Raw genomic sequence first — 17,752 nt, 5'->3', positions numbered from 1 at the left:
AATGAGATCTTTTATGGGATCACGAGACACGGGATTAACCTTCAAGCCCGCGATCTCTACAAATATAATAAATATAAATGGAGGGATTTAGCATGTCGGTGATTGAAAAAGATGTACAAGAAGTTAAGGCTGGATGGCGCGGTTTTGTAAAAGGAAAATGGTCCAGAAAAGTAAATGTGAATGATTTTATCGAAAAGAACATCAAACCTTATCTTGGCAAGGAAGACTTCCTTGCAGGTCCTACTAAAAACACTACTGAACTTTGGAAGATTATTTCCGAAATGACCAAGCAGGAAATTGCTAATGGCGGTGTACTGGATGTGGATGTTAACACAGTATCCACGATCGTATCCCACCAACCTGGCTACATTGACAAAGACAAGGAACAAATTGTCGGCGTTCAGACTGATGCGCCTTTCAAACGTTCCATTCAACCGTTTGGCGGAATCAAGATGATGATCGATGCCACTAAAGCTTATGGCTTCGAACTTCCGCAAGGCATTGTTGACATGTTCACGAACATCCGCAAAACGCATAACCAAGGCGTATTTGATGCATATACTTCTGAAATGAGAGCTGTCCGTAAAGCCGGTATCATCACAGGTCTTCCAGATGCTTATGGCCGCGGCCGTATCATCGGTGACTACCGTCGCGTAGCTCTTTACGGCGTTGACTTCCTGATCCAAGAAAAGAAACAAGATCTTGCGAATCTTGAAGTGGATTCCATGACCGATAGCGTTATCCGTCTTCGTGAAGAACTTTCCGAACAGATTCGTGCACTCGGCGAACTGAAACAAATGGCTCAAATGCATGGAATGGATATCTCCAAGCCTGCTAACAACGCTAAGGAAGCTTTCCAGTGGGTATACTTCGGTTACCTCGCAGCTATTAAGGAACAGAACGGTGCGGCAATGTCCCTTGGACGTGTATCCTCTTTCCTTGATATCTATGTAGAACGTGACCTTGCAGAAGGTACTTTGACTGAAGAACAAGCACAAGAACTGGCTGACCACTTCATCATGAAACTGCGTATCGTCAAGTTCCTGCGTACTCCTGACTATAACGAATTGTTCAGTGGAGACCCTACATGGGTTACTGAATCCATCGGCGGTATGTCTGTAGACGGAACAACACGCGTTACCAAGAACAGCTTCCGTTTCCTTCACACCCTGTACAATCTGGGACCAGCTCCAGAGCCAAACCTGACTGTACTGTGGTCGGAAAAATTGCCTGAAGGCTTCAAAAAATACTGTGCTAAGGTTTCCATCGAAACCAGCTCGATTCAATATGAAAATGACGATTTGATGCGTCCGATCTACGGTGACGACTATGGTATTGCATGCTGCGTATCCGCAATGCGCATCGGTAAACAAATGCAATTCTTCGGAGCACGCGCCAACCTGGCCAAAGCTCTGCTGTATGCAATCAACGGCGGTGTGGATGAAAAATCCGGCGTGCAGGTAGGTCCTGAGTATCCGGCCATCACTTCCGAATATCTCGACTATGATGAAGTAATGAAACGCTTCAAACCGATGATGGAGTGGCTGGCTAAGACTTACATGAACACGCTGAATGTTATCCACTACATGCACGATAAATATTCTTACGAACGTATCGAAATGGCTCTGCATGACCGCGATATTCTGCGGACTATGGCTTGCGGTATTGCCGGTCTGTCTGTGGCAGCTGACTCCCTGAGCGCCATCAAACACGCTAAGGTAAAAGTAATCCGCAACGAACAAGGCATCGCGGTAGACTTCGAAACTGAAGGCGAATTCCCTTGCTATGGTAACAATGACGATGCTGTCGACAGCATTGCAGTAGAACTGGTTGAATCGTTCATGACGATGATCCGCAAGCACCACGCTTACCGTGATGCGCTGCCGACTCAATCGATCCTGACCATTACTTCCAACGTAGTATATGGTAAGAAAACTGGTACTACTCCTGATGGACGTAAAAAAGGCGAACCATTCGCTCCAGGTGCGAACCCAATGCACGGACGCGACAAGAAAGGCGCTTTGGCTTCCCTGAGCTCCGTTGCCAAACTGCCGTACGAAGATAGCTTGGATGGTATCTCCAACACCTTCTCCATCGTGCCAAAAGCTCTGGGTAAAGAAGAAGAAGGACGTAAATCTAACCTGGTATCGATGCTTGACGGATACTTCGCTAGCAAAGGTCACCACCTGAATGTTAACGTATTTGCCCGCGAACAATTGCTGGATGCTATGGAACACCCAGAGAACTATCCACAATTGACCATCCGCGTTTCCGGTTATGCTGTTAACTTCATCAAGCTGACTCGTGAACAACAAATGGATGTTATCAACCGTACATTCCACGGTGCAATGTAATACACAAGCGGTAGCTTGGGTTCTAGGTATACAGTGAAATAGCTGCAAGGTGATACCGCCCTTGAGTCAAGGGCGGTAATATCTTGTTTAAAATTGATTAAAATTTTAAGTTTCCGAAAGGATGACCTCATATGGCTAACGGACATATACATTCCTTAGAAACCTTTGGAACCGTTGACGGACCAGGTATTCGTTTTGTTTTGTTCATGCAGGGCTGCCTCTTGAAATGCCAATACTGCCATAATCCCGATACCTGGGGGTTGAATGAAGGCAGAGAAATGAGTATTGAAGATGTCCTTGCTGAAATTGAGCCGTATCTGAATTATTACCGTACGTCCGGTGGCGGTCTGACGGTTTCAGGCGGTGAACCAACCCTACAGGCGCATTTTGTAAAACAGCTGTTTACCGAAGTGAAGAAACGCTGGAACCTGCATACTACACTTGACACCAATGGTTATAATGAAGGCGATAAAATCAATGATCTGCTTGAACTGACAGATCTGGTGCTGCTTGATCTGAAGCACATTGATGATGAAGCGCATATCAAGCTTACCGGTAAATCCAATGAGCGTACGCTGAAGCTGGCCCGGTGGCTGTCTGATCATAACCGCAAGATGTGGATTCGCCATGTATATGTGCCCGGCATTCATAACCGTGAAGAGGACCTGCTGAACCTGGGACGCTTCATTGGCACACTGAATGGCGTGGAAAAGTTCGAAATCCTTCCTTATCATCAAATGGGTATCTATAAATGGGAAGTGCTCGGAAGACCTTATGAACTTGAGGGTGTCCCTTCCCCAACCGAAGAAGAAGTGCAGCGCGCCTACCGGCTGATTGAAGAAGGCCGCAAGCAAACTGCATTGGTCTAAGCTGCTTGCCTTATCCAAGCCGTTCCAATAGTGAAACAACTGTTGGGACGGTTTTTTGCAGTAATAAGGAGTTAGGTTATATAACATGGGGAGATAGACAATCTATATGGTGCCGCTTACATTAGAGGTTTTTATCCCTGCTGTGGATGAATCTTAACCTTACGGTAACAAACCTTGTTTTCTATAATAAGAGATGTAAGGGAAATCAACATATAGGGAGGGTCACCCCAATGAAGAAAAGTGTAACATTGCTCTTGTCCCTGCTGTTCGTAAGCTCTGCAGTTTTGGCTGGCTGCGGCGGCAGCAATTCCAAAGACAATAACGGTGAGGCAGCCGCAACGAAGGGGGCTAACGCCGGGAATGCTACGAATGCACCTGCTACGGAGGAGCCGGCCAGCAGCGAGCCTTTTGAAATGACCATCCGTCATACGCAGGTGGGGGCCGACAAACAGAAGCGGCTCGCGATCCTGGAGGATGTTGTAGGGAAAGTGCAGGCCGAAGTCCCTGGACTCACTTTTAAGCTGGACGGTGTGGACTCGGATGTCAACCGTAAGGAGAAGCTGCGCGGTGAAATGGCGGCCGGCAACCCTCCGGAGATTTTTGACCTCTTCGGCAGCCCTGACTCCAAAATATACGCCAAGGAAGGCAAATTGCTTGATCTGACACCGATTCTGGAGGAACTGGGCATCAAAGACAAGTTCTCTAATCTTGATCCGTTTACGTACGAAGGTAAGATCTACGGACTGCCGATCGGCGGCTCCGGTGAGGGTTTCTTCTATAATAAAGAATACTACACCAGCAAAGGCTGGAAGGCACCTACAACCTTTGCGGAATTAGAAAAGCAGCTTGCAGATATCAAAGCTGACGGCAAAGTGCCGCTGGCCGGAGCCTCCAAAGCAGGCTGGGTGCCTTTGATGCTGGCTAACCATCTCTGGTCGCGTTATGCCGGACCGGATGTGACGGCAAAATTCGCCACCGGAGAAGCCAAATGGAGTGACCCGAATGTGGTGAAAGGTTTTGCCAAGTATAAGGAATGGGAAGACAAAGGCTACTTCAAAAAAGGCGAGCTTGGCTTCGAATATGCTGAGTACACTACCCAGTTCACCAGCGGCGAAGCGATTCTAATGTATGACGGCACCTGGAAGTCCTCCGTATTCAAGGCAGGCCAATCCGGCGAAGGCCTGATCGGCAAGGTTGGCTTCTTCAACATCCCGCCGGTGGACGGAGGGGTTGGCGATCAGACAGCCTTGATGCGCGACGTGAACAATGGATATGGCTTCTCGGCTTCTGCAGGTGAGGATGAACGCCAGCTTGCGGCAGTGAAGTCTTTCATTAAGAATATGTACAATGAGGAAATGCAGATTCGCGGATTGGTTGAAGATGGCGTGCTGCCGGCCATGAAGATTGATCAGGCTGTACTGAATAAAAATATTACCGACGATTTGATGAGTGAAATTGTGGCTGTGCTGAACAACTCCGAATCTTCATTCCCGGCCTTCGACTCGCTGGTACAGGCGGATGTGACTACTGAAATCAGCAATATCCAGATTCAGAAGCTGATCGGCGGACAGACGACCCCTGAAAAAATGGGCGAGGCTCTGCAAAAAGTCCAAGAAGAAGCCAACGCGGCAGTGGAATAAGGAACGGTACACGGAATGTACCCTGGTGCTTGCTCCAGGGTACATTTTTATCAGATCTAACCAGCACCCTGATTCTCAAGCAATCGGAGGAAAGACATGAACAAATCACTCAGAAATCCACTGGTGTTCACTTTGTTTATATTGCCTGCATTACTCCTGTTTTTAATATTTTTTATTTATCCGATTTTCAGCTCGCTTTACTACAGCCTGACCAGCTGGAACGGTGTATCAGACACCGTTAAATTTACAGGGCTGAGCAACTTTGAAAAAGCCTTTGGCGATGACCGTTTCTGGGTTTCAGTCAAAAATAACGGCTGGTTTATTTTATTCTCTGTATTCATTCAGGTTCCCCTGATTGTGCTGTTCTCGCTGCTGATTGCGAATGTCAAAAAGCTGAAGGGACTCTATAAAACAGCAGTGTTCATGCCTTCCATTATGTCTACAGCGGTTATTGGCATTCTGTGGGGATTCATCTATGAGCCCAATATCGGATTGTTCAATAAAGTGCTGGGGATCGTGGGAATCGAACCGGTATATTGGCTGTCAGATGAAAGGTTCGCTATGCTGTCCATTCTGATCACCAATGCGTGGCAGTGGACCGGATTCTATATTGTAATGGTGCTGGCAGCGATTCTGTCCATCCCCGGAGAACTGGATGAGGCTGCAGCGATTGACGGCGCTTCGCGCTTCCAGCGGGCTACACGCATCACTTTGCCGCTCATCGTACCGATCATTTCCGTTGTGATTATGCTGTCCATCGCCGGTGCCATGAAGGCCGCGGATATCGTGATTGTTATGACGAAAGGCGGACCGGCAGGCTCAACAGAGGTAATGGCCACCTATATGATTAAATACGCAATTACCAACTTCAAATACGGATACGGGAACGCCATAGCCGTTCTGATCTTTATATTCACGCTTGTGGTCACGGTGCTGTACCAGCTGCTGTTCGCCCGGCGTAATGAAAGGATTGAATACTAATGGTGCGCTCATTGAAAAAAGGCATTCCTCATGCCGCATTGCTGGGTTATCTCGTAGTTGTGCTGTTTCCGTTCCTGTTTGTTTTATTCTCTTCCGTTAAGAAGGACAATAATGCGATTGCGCTGAACCCGTTCGGCATCCCAAAGGAATTTGTGTTTAACAATTATGTTGAAGCCTGGGTAAATGCCAAGATCAGCACGTACTTTTTTAACAGCTTATACATTTCAATATTATCTTCGGTGGTATCCATTCTGCTGGCTTCGATGTTTGCCTTTGCAGTTACGCGGATGCGTCAGGGCAAATGGAATAAAATTCTTTTTTCGCTGGTTCTGATAGGAATGCTGATCCCGAACAATGCGTTGATGCTTCCGATTTATACGATTGTGCGCAAGCTGCATATCCTGAATACGCACTGGGCGCTGATCATCCCTTATATTGCCAATGCCATTCCGTTTACGATCATTATTTTGGCGGCGTTTATGCGTTCTTTGCCCAGTGAAATTGAGGAAGCGGCGGTTGTGGATGGCTTGAAGGCACCGGGTATCTTTGCTAGAATTATTGTACCTTTGACGGTTCCCGCCATGGTTACAGTATTCATTGTTAATTTCCTGGGAAATTGGAATGAGTTTTTGCTGGCCAATTATTTTCTTTCGAATGACGAGCTGCGCACGCTTCCGGTGGGAATGGTCCAATTCCGTGATCAGTATCAGATGAATTATGCGCAGATGTCCGCAGGCATTGTCTACAGTGTGCTTCCGGTCGTGATTATTTACGCCATTTTGCAGGAGAAGATTATTGAAGGGGTTACAGCGGGCAGCGTAAAAGGATAATCCTATTCACAGTCAGGGGCATTAGCCGATGAATTTGCGCTACAAGTTGTTTACGGCGTTTCTGGGCCTCATTATCATTCCTCTGTTTATTCTTGGCATGATTATGTTTTTTGTGACTTATAATTCTATTGAAAAGAAGTACAGCCAGCAATCCGAATATTCGCTGAAAGCGATCAGCTACAGCATTTCCAGCGTCTTCAAGGACATGGACAATGTCACAGACAACGGAATTGCCACCTCTGTGTTTCATATGGCCCTTAGCGCAGAGGACCCGTCCAAACAGGATTTAACGGATGCCGAGCAGCTCAGCCTGAACGCCAGCCAGCGCAATTTCCGCAGTTTGCTGTACAATCATCCTTCGATCAGCTACGCTTTTCTCTACAATTTCAATGGAAAAGGCAGCTCGGAGATCGTCTCGGTGTTCAATAAGGAGAATTTCCGGACGCTGCCCTATGACAAATTCAAGGGAAGTGAGCTGTACCAAGAGGTTATGGAGCTTAATGGTGTGCCCAAATGGCTCGCACCGCATGAATATCCCGAACTGACGGGAACGGAGCCTGTATTTACACAGATCCGTCTGGTGAAGGAGCTCAGTTTTTTTCAGAATATCGGCATTCTGGTGGTGCAGATCAAGAACTGGGAGTTCGAATCGATCTTCCGCAATCTGAAAATCGGGGACAGCGGCCAGAAGGTTTCCTTTATGCTGGTCAATGATGACGGAATGATTCTGTTCGACCCTGACCGCAAGCTGGACGGACAGGACTTCCGTTCATTTACGAATAAGAAGTTCGCCTTTCAAAAAGGATTCCAAAGCTTCAAAACCGAATTCGCCGGGGAGAAGAGCATTCTGTCGGTCTATCATCTTAAGGACTATCCCTGGAGCCTGGTCTCTGTGACTTCGTGGGATTCGTTGTCCCGTGAGGTGACTGTGTTTGCCCGCTGGTTCGTGGTGGTGATTTTCCTGTGCCTGCTGGGCGCAGTGATTTTTAACCTGTTTTTTATGAACCGGATTACAGGCGGCATTGCTGTGATTGTCCGGTTTATGCGCCGGGTTGAGGATGGAGATCTCACTACGCGCGTGGAAGAGAAGGGCAGCGACGAAATGACCCTGCTTGCCAAAGGCTTCAATGATCTGATGGACAAAATCAACAGTTTGTTCAATCGGGTCCATGTGGAGCAGCGGCGCAAAAATCAGGCTGAAATGCGGGTGCTGCAGGCGCAGATCAAACCGCATTTTCTGTTCAACACGTTAGAGTCGATCAATGTGCTCGCGGTGCAGAATGAAGGGCGCAAGGTTAGTGAGATGGTCTACAGATTAGCCAGTATTCTGCGGATCAGCATTCAGGACAGGGATGAAATTACGCTGGAAGAGGAAGTCACACATCTGCGCAATTATCTGGATATCCAGAAATTCCGCTTCGAGGATGTATTCGATTATGAAATTGAGATTCCCCAGGAGCTGATGGGCTGCGGAATCCTTAAGCTGACTCTCCAGCCGCTCGTCGAGAACAGTATCCAGCATGGTTTTGAAGGCATTGACTACAAGGGTCTGGTTCGGGTAAAAGGCTGGGAGAACCGCGGAAATCTGATTCTGCAAATCCAGGATAATGGAATCGGGATGACTTCAGCCCAGCTCGGGATGTTCCAGTACATGGTGGGTGAATCCGGGGAGTCAGCCGAACGGAACTCCGGGGATATAACAGGGCACGGCATTCATCTGGAACGGCGCGGGCTCGGCGTCCGCAGCGTAGCTGACCGTATCCGGATTGAATATGGCGACAGATATGGGATTTTTATCTGCGCAAGTCCAGGGGAAGGCACTATCATCCAATGCGTCATCCCTAAATACGGGCAGGGGGAAGATCATTATGCTAAAAGTATTATTGGTTGACGATGAAGCCCCGATTCTGGGCAATCTGCGGCGCGTGCTGCCATGGCAGGAAATGGGGATGGAGATATACGGCATGGCCCGCAGCGGCATGGAGGCACTGCGCATTGCCGAGGAACAGGCCCCGGACCTTGTGCTGTGCGATATCCGCATGCCTGTCATGGACGGGTTAACCTTCGTCGGCAAGCTGCGCGAGATGGGGCTGGACAGCGAGGTTCTGCTGCTCAGCGGCTATCAGGAATTCGATTACGCGCGGGAAGCCATCCGGCTGGGTGTGAAGGAATATATCTGCAAACCGATTCATTATGAGGAGCTGGGCAACAAGGTGCGGGAAATCGGCACACGCATCCGCAGCAAACAGTATAAGGATAAGCTCTATAACAGTATTCCCCTGTTTCAGGAACTTACCCCGGCAGAGGACTCAGCCAAAAAAACGCCGGATCAGCTGATGAACCAGGCGGCCCAATATATTTCGGAGCGGCTGAGTTTTGATCTCGGGATTGAGGAAGTGGCACATAAGATCGGGATCAGCAGCAGTTATTTTTGCCTGCTGTTCAAGAACCGGTTTGCCATGACCTTTGTGGAGTATGTAACCCTCCAGCGGATGGAGGCAGCGAAGTTCATGCTGGCCAGCAGCGACAAGAGCATAGCGGCAATCAGCACGGGTGTGGGTTATCAGGAGCGCCGGTATTTTACAAAAGTGTTCCAGAAGCAGACGGGAATGACTCCCAAAGAATACAGGGATCTTCATAAGGTACCGGAAATACGGTGAGTATGACGCAGTGCGACACGTATATAACTAAACAAGCCATCACTTATAAGGGCATAGCTCCTTTGAGGTGGTGGCTTCTTCTTGCGCCCCTATGATTCGTTAACCAATGGATATCTTCGTGTATAATGAGTTATACCAATCTTATAATAACCGGATAAAAGGAGCGCAGGCATGTCAAACCGTAAATGGATCTTTGCTCTTATCCCACTCTTTCTGCTGTTCGCCTGGCTGCTGGCTCAATTCACCCTGTCCTTTCTCCAGATTCATCGATTGGTCGAGCCGCTGAAGGCGGCTTCGCCGAGTGCCGCAGGATCCGGTCCAAAGGTTGTGCTGATTTCCCAGGAGCTGGACAATTATTTCTGGCGGTCTATTGAACAGGGCGCCCGCAAAGCTGCCGCCTCCTACGCCATGCGGCTGGATTATATCGGCCCGGACCGCATCAATCCGGCCGAGCAGATCAAGCTGTTGGACAAGACAATTGCAAGCAAACCCGACGCCATTCTGATTCAGGGCCTTAACAATCCGGATTACCGCCGGCTGATCGACAAGGCGACGGGTCTTGGCATCCCTGTCATCACGGTGGATACGGATGAACCGGAATCCGAAAGAGTGGCTTACGTCGGAACGGATAACGAGCGGGCCGGGAGACAAATGGGAGAGCTTGTGGTGCAGGCCTCCGGTGAGCGGGGCGACATCGGAGTGCTGATCAGCAATGAGCAGGCCGAGAACCAGCGGCTTAGACTAGCCGGATTCCGCTCTGTTATCGGACGCTATCCCGGACTTCAAATCGTGGAAATCAGATCTTCAGACATTTCGCGGCTTCAGGCTGCGCAGCAGGCGCAGAAGATGCTTATCCAGAGTCCGAATATCCGTTTCATGGTCGGGTTCAGTTCCATGGACGGCCTGGGATTCCTGGAGGCCAAAGAGCGGCTTGGTGCAACCGGACTGCATATTTTTGCATTTGACGATATGGAAGAAACGGTGGATGCCATCCGCCAATCGAAGATCGAATCAGCTGTTGTGCAGCAGCCCGTTGAGATGGGGGAGCAGGCCATTGAACAGCTCCATGATTATTTCAGCGGAAGCCCCCCTCCCACCTTGATGTATACCAAAACCTATGTAATCACAAAGGAGTCTCTGAACCCGGATGATGGAGGAGGTACGGAATGACGATTCGAGCCAAGCTGCTGATTGGTATCCCCCTCCTTGTGGTACTGGCCAACACCATTGCATTTTTTGTGTTCCAAAGTGGAAAGGTTGTTCAGCGGAGTTACGATGAAATGCTGGGCCGGATTCTTCTTATCGAGCAGAGCACCGAATGGGCGGATACTAATCTAAAGCTTCTGTATGCCTTTCTGCTTGATCCGCGAATAGATCAAGCGGAGATGAAATCTGCAGGTGGCCAGTTGGAGCGGTTGAGTGGCGAAATCAAACAGGAAGGCGGGCAGACTGACGTTTCGTTCACAATGGAGGATTACATCAGTATGACCGCCAGCTTTCTTGAACAGAAGCAGGCTGCCATCCAAGCTTCCGCCTCGGAAGACCCTCAGATCGCCTTTGAGCATTATGTGGAAGCTGAGAAGATCGTCGGTTATATCCGTGAGGAAGGTCAGCAGCTGGTCGATGCAGAGCTGGCGTTTTACCGACCGATCATCCAGAATATCCGGGAGGAGAACGATCGGATGAACCGGCTGGGTGCGGCGTTATTCGGGATGAATGCGCTTATGGGGGTGCTGCTCGCGGTCTGGGCCTCGCGCAGCATTACGGGGCCTGTCGGCAGATTGGTCGGTCTGGCCAAGCGAATCGCTACAGGAAATCTGGACATCGGCCCCCAGCCAAGCAGGGATGACGAACTCGGCATCCTCTCGAATGCTATCCAGCAAATGTCGGCTGACCTTAGCGTTCTCATTGAACGGGACAAAAAGAGCCTGGAAATGCAGCGTCTTGTGAAGGAACTGGAGCTTCAGGCTCTCCAGAGCCAAATCAATCCCCATTTTTTGTTCAACACTCTTAATGTTCTTTCCAGACTGGCACTGCTGGAAGGAGCCGATAGGACAAGCGATTTGATCGTCTCAATGTCGAATCTGCTCAGATACAGCCTGCAGAAGCTGGACAAGCCTGTTACGCTGCAGGACGAAATTGCCCATATCCAGGAATATGCCGCGATCCAGCAGGCGCGCTTTCGGGAACGCATCCGGTTTGAAATGGATTTCGATCCGTCTGTATTGCAGGAGGAGATACCGGCTCTGACGCTTCAGCCAATTGTCGAGAATGCTTTTCTGCACGGTGTAGCCAATATGGAGAGTGGAGCTGTTATCAGCCTGGTGCTTCGGAGAACCGGCGGCGAGGTGTGGATAGAGATTTCGGACAACGGGGTCGGGATGCCTGAAGAGACTTTGCAGTCCATCTTGCGGCTGGAAGCCGGAGCTGAGAGCGGCAAGTCCACCGGACTCGGTACGCGGAATGTATTGAAACGGCTTCAACTGTTCTTTGGAGAGGAGGATTTGGTCCGAATCCACAGCAGGCTTGGTCAAGGAACAACGATAACCATTAGAATTCCTGCAGGAAAGGGAGGTGAGTAACATTTATGTACAGGCTTCTGATCGCGGATGATGAGCCCTTGGAAAGAGAGGGGCTGGAATTAACCGTGGAGCGGTCCATGCCGGGGATATTCCGCTTCATTCATGCCGGCAACGGACGCAAGGCAATCGAATGCGCGGAGGAGCATCGTCCCCACATCGTCATTCTGGACATCAATATGCCTGGAATCGGCGGACTGGAGGCGCTTCGCGAGCTGAAGGAGCGGCTGCCGGATACCCGGTTCGTGCTTGTTACCGCCTATGATTATTTTGCTTATGCCCAGGAGGCGCTCTCTCTGGGGGCGAAGGAATATATTTTGAAGCCTGCCAAACGTGAACAGATTATCGGCACGCTGAAAAGATTGATCTCCGAGATCGAGCGGGAGAAGCAGCTGCGTGCTGAGGAGCTGGAGCTCCGCCACAAAATGTCCCAATTGCTGCCTCTCGTTGAAAATGAACTGGCATTGATATTAATGGTTGACCAGACGGCGGATTCCACCGCATCCCAGCTGTCGGAGTGGCTCGATTTCCCGCTTGATCAGGGAAGCGCCATCGTTGTGGCCTTCGAGGGGCACCCCTCCTTGCAGGAGAAGAAGAAGATTTACGACCATTTCCGCAGCTTTGTCAAAATCCATAGCTCTGCCAGTATTGTAAGCTCCTTGATCGACCATCACCTCGTCATTTTTGTACGGAAGCCTCTCTCCATGGGTGAGAACGACTGGCGTGAAAGGAATAAAGAGATTGCCAGGCAGCTTTTCGAGCTTGCCTCCCAGCAGACGGGAATTCAGGCTGCCGTCGGGATTGGATCGCTGCGAAGAGGAGAGGAGGGGTTCCGCGAGTCATATTTCGAAGCGGTATTTGCTTCAACGCTGCAGGAACACGGAGAAGCTTATAGTCACTTTGAAGAGCTGAAGCGGATAGGCTCACCGCATGACCCTGGGCCTATAAGCACCGCTCCCCAGCAGTCCTACGTCATTTCGGCACTTCATCGGATTCGCGAGCAGCGGGAGGAGCAGACTTTGACGGTGCTGGGCAGGGCCAAAAAATATATCGGGGAGCGTTACACGGACGATCTTTCGCTGGAGGAGGTCGCCGATTACGTCCATTTGAATCCCCACTACTTCAGTAAAATATTTAAACAGGAGTACGGAGAAACGTTCATAGATTTCGTAACCCGGCTGCGGATTGACAAAGCCATCTCGCTTATTGGCGAAGGCCGGCTGAGCCTGAAGGAGGTCAGCTTTGAAGCGGGTTACAAGGACCCCAATTATTTTAGCCGCGTCTTCAAAAAGATAACCGGCGTTTCGCCCACCGAGTTCCGGGGGAAGCAGCAATAGTCCTTTGAAGTTCCATGCCGGATCCCCGGCATGGATTTTTTTGAGGTATACAGTCAAAAAAATGCTAGTCTCCTCACAGCCCTCTTCCGTTCCCGGCTCAAGGTCAAGATAGTGCTTATAATCGCCCATTTAGTGAAGACGATAGCCGGCTTCCGCAGGCAAAACGCGTGCTATACTTCTTCACAGGAACTATCTTGAAGGGTTAGAGATAGATACATGGAAGGGAGACTAACGGAAATGGCTATTGTTATTAATAAAGAGATATCTCAGACGAAAGCGCTTAAAAATGAGAAGCCCAATATGCTTTTTGTTACGCTGGTATCGATTGTTGCGGCGCTAGGAGGCATCTTGTTTGGCTTTGATATTGCGGTCGTCTCGGGGGCGGTCGGTCTGCTGCAGCAGCATTTTGCACTCAGCGAATTTCAAGTGGGATGGGCGGTATCCAGCTTGATTGTGGGAAGTGTAACAGGTGCTGCGCTCTCAGGGTATATGAGTGAACGATTTGGAAGAAAGAAGGTGCTGTTAGCCGCAGCCATTCTGTTCATTGTCGGTTCGGTGGGCTCGGCGCTACAGGATACTTTTACAGGGTATATTATCGCCCGCATGATCGGCGGCATCGGCATTGGGATTACTTCCACCATCTGCCCTGTCTATAATGCGGAAATCGCCCCTGCCAAATACCGGGGACGTCTGGTTGCTCTGAACCAGTTGGCTATCGTCTCGGGCATATTCCTGGTTTACTTTTTGAATCTGTGGATTGTCGGCATGGGAGACGAAGCTTGGGATGCTTCTACCGCTTGGCGCTGGATGTTCGGAGTGGGGGCCGTTCCGGGGCTGCTGTTCATGATCCTGATGCTGTTCATACCTGAGAGTCCCAGATGGCTCATCAAACGGAACCGGCCCTATGAAGCGCTGCCGATTCTGGTGAAAATCCATGGGGAAGAAGCCGCTAAGCAGGAAGTTCTCGATATCAAGGAGTCGTTCAATAATGAAAACGATTCGTTCAAGCAATTGTTCACTCCCGGCATCCGGAGTGCACTCTTCATCGGTGTCATGCTCGCCGTAATGCAGCATATTACCGGCATCAACGCCATTTTGTACTATGCCCCCGAAATATTCAAAGGAATGGGACTTGGTACGGATGCTTCTCTGACACAGACCATCTGGATTGGACTGATCAATGTGCTGTTCACCATTATTTCAGTATGGCTCATTGACAAGGTGGGCAGGAAAGCGCTGCTTCTGACCGGAACCTCATTAATGACCCTCTGTCTGGCGATTATCGGAGCTGCTTTTCAAATGGACTTGACTACGGGGCCGCTCGTGTTGATCGTGATTCTGATTTATGTCGCCTCTTTCGCCATATCGCTTGGGCCGGTTGTATGGGTGATGCTGTCGGAGATTTTTCCGAACCGCATCCGGGGCAAAGCGGTCGCAATCGCTTCGATGGCCCTATGGGCCGGCGATTATCTGGTATCCCAGCTTTTCCCGCCATTGCTGAGTTCGGCGGGTCCTGCTAATACCTTCTGGATTTTCGGGATTGCCTCTTTGTTCTCTCTTCTGTTTATTTGGCGGGCCGTTCCTGAAACGAAGGGCAGATCGCTTGAGCAAATGGAGGCTATGTGGACGGGGAAAGGGTCTGAAGTCCATAACTAATCGCCATATAAGCTATGCAAATATACAGGAAATGCACGAAAAGAGGCGCTTACCTTGTTCCTAATGGTAAGCGTCTCTTTTGTATGGAGAAAAAAAGAAAACCGTGAGAATGAAATAGGCAATCCGGCGATAATAAGCAGCAGAGCTCAAAAGTGAACGTATGGGAAGGAAGCCCGGGGAATGTTAAAAAAGGGGCTGTGATTTTGATCTTTTCTTAATATTTAATGAAACTTTTTGGGGTGTCATGCGTCTAATACTATGTTTTGTAAAATGAACGTGGCAAAAACCGCAGCGGCTGATCCGTTTGGATGCTGTGTTTTTGCGGGAATATAAGGCGTGCACAGAAAGTCTTTATTTCCTTATATAATACAAATGGGAGCAGAAGGAGTTATACCATGAATTTGAAAAAACTATCTTTAGTTGCAATCCTGGCTGTATCGCAGGTTGCAGCGGCAGTGCCGGCTTTTGCCGCCCCTGTAAGCACTACAACTATAACAGGTACAGTAGTTCAAGCGGCTGAGGCTACCCCGACGCCTGCGGCGACCCTAATGCCTGAATCAACTGATCCGTTGCCCCCGCTGGTGTCACCGGGCAGTGCAACGCCTACGCCTACTCCGGTACCAACATCTATACCAACAACGGCACCGGTAACTACTTCTTTACCTAATGCGACACCGGTGCCGACTAGTTCTGCACTGCCGGCTGCAACCCCGGATCCGGCAATGACTCCGCTCCCAGGAGCGTCAGCGCTGCCTACTGAAGCTCCTGGCCTGGTTGCACCGCTTGCCACCGGAGGACAGAATATCCCTGCAGCAGGAGCAAACCAGCTCATCCTCATGATGAACAGCAACAAAATGTACATGAACGGCAAAGAGTATTTGGCCAACCAGCCAATGGCCGTCAAAAATGGGGTGTCCTATGTTTCGATCCGTGCCATGGTGGATATGGTTAAGGTGAAATATACCTATGATTACAAAACAAAGGAAGTTATTGTAACCAAGGGCGACAGCATCATGCGCTTTAAGACGGACAGCAAGATTTATACGGTAAATGGCAGCAAGGAGACCATGAAAGGGCCTGCATACCAGTTCAAGGGCACGTTCATGATTCCTTTGACCTCGATTACCAAAGCATTATCCTTAAAATATTCTGTAGATAATGTGGGGAAACGTGTCATTCTTGAGCTGAACACGAAGCCAACGGCTTCCTTTACGGTACAGCCTGCAGAAATCTACGCCGGAGTAACACCGGTGACTTTTGTAACCCAAAGCTCATCGCCAAACGGCACTGCCATTGTACAAGAGCTTTGGAATGAAAATAAAAAAGACATGTACGATCAGCCGGGCTTTTATACAATTACTTATTCGGTCCAGGATGCAGCCGGACTATGGAGTGATCCGTATTCCGCGACCATTCAAGTGCTGCAGCCGAACCAGCCGCCAGTGGCGAATTTCTCAACGGATAAAGATGAATACAAAATGGGTGAGCCGGTTACCCTTACCGACCTTAGTACGGACCCTGAAGGAGAAGAGCTGACGGTTGAATGGACGAACCGCGCACTGGCTTATTTTAATCCGGGACCTGTTTCGATTCAGCTCAAAGTGACAGACAAACACGGACTGAGCAGTACGTTCGAAAAAACCATCAATATTACAAGTGAACAATTGTATACCCAGGATGAGGTAGCGAAGCTGTTCACTGTTCCGGGAGACATTATCTCTATGGACGGCGGAATGATTCCGGGACTGCCTAACCTGTCATATAATTTATCTTCCGAGCCTTATATGCTGATTCGCAGCAACAGTCCGGAAACGGTCAACGCCGAGGGCGTGCTGTACCGCGAAACTGCACTTGGCTCCACCCGTTTTCTGGTCCATCACATGAACAATATGTCTACCAGACAGAAGCTGTATGTTATTGCAACGAACCGCAATCTGTATCCAACGACAATTACAACCCAGTATGTGGGGATTGCCGGTCCGGCCGTATCGCCGGAATATACAGGCAAAATTTCGATCCAGAAGTATTTTAATTCCATGCTCACCAACTCCAGCTATGGAACCATTACGCTTCAGCCGGGACAAAGTATTCCTATTATGACTGACGTGAGCAAAATCGCTATGAAGCCCGGTGAAGTGCTCTCGCTGAGCGCGGATCTGTTCAGTGATTTAGCTGTGCAGTATGATGTAGTGATGGTTGAGCAGAGTAAAGATCCGGTAGCGCTGCTGCCAACGCTTCCACTGCTGGACCGGGATGGAGTGCACAACCGGGGAACTTACCCGGATTCGACCCGCATCATCAGTGTGTTCGATCAGGTTGGGGCCACACAATCCAAGCTGGTGCTTGGCGACAACGACAAAGACAAGAATCTGGTTGGTACTGATCCGATGAGCGGAACAGAAGCTTCGAACGCTGGTAACTTCGGTGTGCTCTACAAAATCAGACTGGAGAGTGTCGCTAAGAATACGCTGATTACGTTCAATCCGCGAGGAGGCAATTATTTGGGCTCGCTCATGGTGAACGGTACGATTGTCAACCTGCCGAACAAAGGAAACTTGGCCAGCTCCGATATGAATGCAGTGGTCTACCGCTCGGGGAACTACGAAGGTCCGGTGGATATCGTATTCTCGGTTGCTTCCGGCAGCAATCTTCCGGTGAACCTTGTCTTTACACCGATTCCGGCTCCTAAATAAGCCGGCGGCTTCACTAGCAGGCCCGTCAGCACTTCCTATAAGGGAATGGCTGGCGGGCCTTTTGCTGCCCGAAAGCGCGGCTTCATTGACGGGGCTTTGGTTTTGGGGCATTATAAAGAGAGTGCAACACAAAGACCATGTTATGGGAGATGA

12 protein-coding genes are annotated in these 17,752 nt (G+C 49.6%); all 12 read left to right on the top strand.

The features are described from left to right. The first annotated feature begins 92 nt into the window (after positions 1-92). The 12 genes from pflB to PRIO_RS23200 all read left to right on the top strand — a co-directional run bounded on the left by pflB (position 93) and on the right by PRIO_RS23200 (position 17,599). Positions 93-2,354, top strand: coding sequence for a formate C-acetyltransferase (gene pflB, locus PRIO_RS23255; RefSeq protein ID WP_039788857.1), 2,262 nt, complete (start codon positions 93-95; stop codon positions 2,352-2,354). Positions 2,355-2,485: 131 nt separating this feature from the next. After that, entirely contained in the window at positions 2,486-3,223 is a 738-nt protein-coding gene (pflA, locus tag PRIO_RS23250; protein WP_020429172.1) for a pyruvate formate-lyase-activating protein, read from the top strand. Positions 3,224-3,453: 230 nt separating this feature from the next. After that, positions 3,454-4,863: an extracellular solute-binding protein gene (locus PRIO_RS23245; RefSeq protein ID WP_020429173.1), complete on the top strand. Its 1,410-nt coding sequence runs from the start codon at positions 3,454-3,456 to the stop codon at positions 4,861-4,863. A 96-nt stretch (positions 4,864-4,959) separates the two neighbouring features. Next, on the top strand, positions 4,960-5,844 hold the full coding sequence (locus tag PRIO_RS23240; RefSeq protein WP_020429174.1) for a carbohydrate ABC transporter permease: 885 nt from the start codon (positions 4,960-4,962) through the stop codon (positions 5,842-5,844). Then, positions 5,844-6,674, top strand: a complete 831-nt coding sequence (locus tag PRIO_RS23235; RefSeq protein ID WP_020429175.1) for a carbohydrate ABC transporter permease — start codon at positions 5,844-5,846, stop codon at positions 6,672-6,674. The genes PRIO_RS23240 and PRIO_RS23235 overlap by 1 nt, the downstream gene beginning before the upstream one ends. Before the next feature lie 28 nt (positions 6,675-6,702). Beyond that, positions 6,703-8,565, top strand: a complete 1,863-nt coding sequence (locus tag PRIO_RS23230) for a cache domain-containing sensor histidine kinase (protein ID WP_020429176.1) — start codon at positions 6,703-6,705, stop codon at positions 8,563-8,565. Further along, positions 8,543-9,334 carry a response regulator transcription factor gene (locus PRIO_RS23225; protein ID WP_020429177.1) on the top strand — a complete coding sequence of 264 codons (792 nt, stop codon included), beginning with the start codon at positions 8,543-8,545 and terminating at the stop codon, positions 9,332-9,334. The genes PRIO_RS23230 and PRIO_RS23225 overlap by 23 nt, the downstream gene beginning before the upstream one ends. A gap of 171 nt (positions 9,335-9,505) precedes the next feature. Beyond that, positions 9,506-10,504, top strand: coding sequence for a substrate-binding domain-containing protein (locus tag PRIO_RS23220; protein WP_020429178.1), 999 nt, complete (start codon positions 9,506-9,508; stop codon positions 10,502-10,504). After that, positions 10,501-11,916: a sensor histidine kinase gene (locus PRIO_RS23215; protein WP_020429179.1), complete on the top strand. Its 1,416-nt coding sequence runs from the start codon at positions 10,501-10,503 to the stop codon at positions 11,914-11,916. The genes PRIO_RS23220 and PRIO_RS23215 overlap by 4 nt, the downstream gene beginning before the upstream one ends. Before the next feature lie 5 nt (positions 11,917-11,921). Beyond that, a complete protein-coding gene (locus tag PRIO_RS23210) occupies positions 11,922-13,250 on the top strand; it encodes a response regulator (RefSeq protein WP_046504905.1) in 1,329 nt (442 codons plus the stop codon). A gap of 237 nt (positions 13,251-13,487) precedes the next feature. After that, positions 13,488-14,906: a sugar porter family MFS transporter gene (locus PRIO_RS23205; protein ID WP_046504902.1), complete on the top strand. Its 1,419-nt coding sequence runs from the start codon at positions 13,488-13,490 to the stop codon at positions 14,904-14,906. Positions 14,907-15,301: 395 nt separating this feature from the next. After that, the gene (locus tag PRIO_RS23200) at positions 15,302-17,599 is read left to right on the top strand and encodes a stalk domain-containing protein (protein ID WP_046504899.1); all 2,298 of its coding nucleotides are present in this window, start codon (positions 15,302-15,304) and stop codon (positions 17,597-17,599) included. Positions 17,600-17,752 lie beyond the last annotated feature (153 nt).

The sequence above is a fragment of the Paenibacillus riograndensis SBR5 genome (assembly GCF_000981585.1).
GTDB lineage: Bacteria > Bacillota > Bacilli > Paenibacillales > Paenibacillaceae > Paenibacillus_AQ > Paenibacillus_AQ riograndensis.
The sequence above is the reverse complement of the archived record's forward strand: the minus strand, read 5'-3'. Positions and strand labels throughout refer to the sequence as shown.